2 protein-coding genes and 2 pseudogenes are annotated in these 3266 nt (G+C 66.4%); all 4 read right to left on the bottom strand.

Annotation, left to right across the window (positions count from 1 at the left end; translation table 11 throughout):
• Window positions 1–99: 99 nt before the first annotated feature.
• A pseudogene (locus JK361_RS40400) lies at window positions 100–597 on the bottom strand (IS5 family transposase); the annotation flags it as partial.
• Between the two features lie 55 nt (window positions 598–652).
• Entirely contained in the window at window positions 653–1423 is a 771-nt protein-coding gene (gene istB, locus JK361_RS40395; protein WP_201828187.1) for an IS21-like element helper ATPase IstB, read from the bottom strand.
• Window positions 1420–2769, bottom strand: coding sequence for an IS21 family transposase (istA, locus tag JK361_RS40390; RefSeq protein ID WP_236054666.1), 1350 nt, complete (start codon window positions 2767–2769; stop codon window positions 1420–1422). Before istA ends, istB begins: the two co-directional genes overlap by 4 nt.
• A gap of 190 nt (window positions 2770–2959) precedes the next feature.
• A pseudogene (locus JK361_RS40385) lies at window positions 2960–3232 on the bottom strand (transposase); the annotation flags it as partial.
• Between the last annotated feature and the right edge of the window lie 34 nt (window positions 3233–3266).

Below are 3266 nucleotides of genomic sequence, written 5' to 3'. Positions count from 1 at the left end.
CCAGGGCCGAGGCCCACCGGGAAAGGGGGAGGAGCCGGTGGCGGCGGGGCGGTGCCAGGCCCGGGGCCCAGGACCCGGGCGCAAGCCTTAGACGTCATCTCATTTGGTAAGTCTGCGGTAGCAGATGAGGGTGCATGCGAGGCTCGTGAAGGCGAGGAAGTGCTCAGCCTTGCGCTCGTAGCGACGATGGAGACGACGGCACCCAGCGAGCCAGGCCATCGTGCGCTCGATGGTCCAGCGGTGCCGACCGAGCCGCTGCGAGGTCTCGACTCCCTTGCGGGCTATGCGGTGCCGGATACCCCGCTGGGATACCCATCGCCGCAGGTGAGAGTAGTCGTAACCCTTGTCGGCGTGCAGTTTGCCGGGCTTACGCCTACGGGGACCTCGCCGGCCTGGCTGTCGTGGACGTTGGCACCGGATATGCTGACAGACAGGGGCAGACCGGTCCGCTCGGTGATCACGTGGATCTTCGAGCCGTACTTGCCCCGGTCGAAGGATTCGGACCTGTCAGCTCCCCTTCTTCAGGGCCCTCATACTCACCGAATCGATCGCGCAGCGAGACCAGTCCAGGTCTTCGCGGGCTCCGAGTTCGTCGAGGTGTCGGAGTACGAGTTGAAGTGCAGGACTGCGTACGGATGAACGTGCATAGCTGTCAGGCGACTTCGGTTTCGCGCTCGATGGCCTTGAGTCGGTTCTTCAGCCGGTAGCTGGGACCGTTGATGGAGATCACGTCGCAGTGGTGCAGGAGGCGGTCGAGGATGGCGGTGGCGAGGACTTCGTCGCCGAAGACCTGTCCCCATTCGCTGAAGGTCTTGTTCGAGGTAAGGATGATTGAGCCCTTCTCGTAGCGCTTCGAGATCACCTGGAAGACCAGGTTTGCCTCGGCTCGCTCGAGGGGCTGATAGCCGACTTCATCGACCACGAGGACACCCGGCCGCAGGTAGGTGCCGAGTTTGCTGGTCAGACGTCCTGTCTCTTCGGCGGCCTTGAGGTTGCGGACCATGTCGTCGAGGCTGGTGAAGTAGATCGAGTAGCCGGCCCTGCAGGCGGCGACCGCGAGCGCGACGGCGATATGTGTCTTGCCGACCCCGGGCGGCCCGAGCAGGGCCGCGTTGGCCTTGGCCTCGACGAAGGAGAGGGTCGCGAGGTCTTTGACCTTGCGCGGATCGAGGTCGGGCTGGAATGAGAAGTCGTATTCCTCCAGTGTCTTGTGGTGCGGCAGCTTGGAGAGCCGAAGTCCCTGGCGGAAGCGTCGGTCATCGCGGACTGCAAGTTCTTCAGACAGCACGAGGTCCAGGAAGTCGAGGTAGCCGAGCTTTCCCTCGTCGGCCCGTCGGGTGAACTCGTTGATGGTCTCCGCCAGATGGGGCAGGCCGAGCTTGCCGGCCGTGCTGCGGATGCGGTTGCCGGTCAGCTCGCTCAAGACGATTCCTTCGTGCTCGGGTGGGTGGTGAAGGGACGGGTTCCGGTCAGCTCGTCATAGACCGACAGCGGTCGGCGGCCGACCTCGATCCGGGTGGCTGCGGCCCGGTTCAGCAGGGCCTGCAGCGGACCGACCTCCTCGCCCTGTGGCTGCCGGCGAGGCCGAGGTGTGTCATCGCCGGTGGTCGTCCTGCGTCCTTTGCCGGTGGGCAAGCCGTCCCAGTGGGCTTCCTCGACGACACGGACCCCGCGGCCGACCGCTCGCGGATGCATCGCCAGCAGCGTCTCCCCACTGATATCGGGTGCGGTGGAGTGCAGCACGACCTGCGACTTCGTGGCCCGGATCTCCACCAGCTGCCGGGGTCGGACCCGTCGGGCCGGCACCGAGTAGAGGTTCCCGCCGAAGGCGACGAGGCAGTCCTTGCCGACCGGCCGCAAGTGCCGCTCGGCCACCAGATACGGGGTCGGCGGCAACGGCCTGAGGGCCGCGTGGTCCCGGGCGGCTCGTTCACCGATCACTTCCCGATGGGTCTTGTGGATCTGCGAACGCCGCCGTGGCACCCAGGCCGCGAAGGCGGCATCCATCTCCTCGAGCGAGGAGAAGGCGCGGCCGGACAGGACGTGGTCGCGGACGATCAGCACCTGGCGTTCGACGCGGCCCTTGCCGGTGGGCCGGTAGGCGGCCAGGACGTCGATGTCGAAGTCGTAGTGGCCGGCGAACCCGACCGCCTCCGGATGCAGAGGCACCGCTTCGCCAGGGGCGACGTGCCGACGGACGACGGTCTTGGTCCGGTCGTAGACGATCGTCGTCGGGACCCCGCCGTAGTGCGCAAATGCCCGACGATGGCAGTCGAAGAAGGTCTGCAGGTCTTGACTGGTGGTGAAGCAGCAGAACGGGTCGCGGGAGTACGACAAGGTCATGTGGAACGAGTAGACCTTCGGGATGCCCATGTGGGCGAGGACCTTGCCCTCATTGCCCCAGTCGACCTGGGCCTGGGCGCCCGGGATGACCTCGAAGCGGCGGTGCATGCCCGCCAGTTCCTTCGGCGTGATGCCGAGTTCCTCGGCGATCCTGGGACGAGCCTCCTGAACGTAGAGCTTGGTCCGCTGGTAGTTGCCAGTGAACCCGTACTCGCCGACCAGCCGCTCATGGATCACTGCGGCCTTCATCAGAATCTCAGCCCGCAGCATCGAGTCGATCAGCGGTGCGAACTCGTCGATCACCCTCGCCCGCGATCGCCCGTTCGGGGACCGGCGCGGGGGCGACGTCGGCCCCTCGGCAGACAGGTACTTGCTGACTGTCCGCCAGTTCAGCCCGGTCTCCTTGGCGACCTCCGACAGGCTCATCGCACCGGACTCCACCAGGCCGCGAAACCGCCGAAGCTCCAGCCACCGCTCCGGATCCAGGACCACGACCGACCCCCTCCACCGCCTGAACGAGACAGACAGCAGAGTGCCGGGCACCGGCTCTCAACACGTCAAGAACTCTGCACGTTCATCCGTACGCGGCTCTGCACGTTCACGTGTACGCCGACACGAGGACCAGGCGGTGCAGCTTGGCCCACACGCGAGCCTTCGTCCATTCGGTGAACCGTCGGTGAGCTGTCGCTCCGGACGGTCCGAACGACGACTTCGGCAGCTGCTGCCACGTGCAGCCCGACGTCGCCACGAACACAATCGCCGCCAGCACCTCACGGTCGCCGTGCCGGCGCCGGCCGCCACCTTGAGGCCGCGATGGCGCCTCCGGCGCGACCCTCTGGAACAGTTCCCACAGCTCGTCCGGCACCAGCCGCTCAATGATCCCCACCACAGCCGACAGCCTACTCAGCCAAATGAGATGACCT

It is taken from the genome of Streptomyces musisoli (assembly GCF_016741855.1).
In the GTDB taxonomy this organism is placed as follows: domain Bacteria; phylum Actinomycetota; class Actinomycetes; order Streptomycetales; family Streptomycetaceae; genus Streptomyces; species Streptomyces musisoli.
This window is presented reverse-complemented; position numbering and strand designations above follow the sequence as displayed.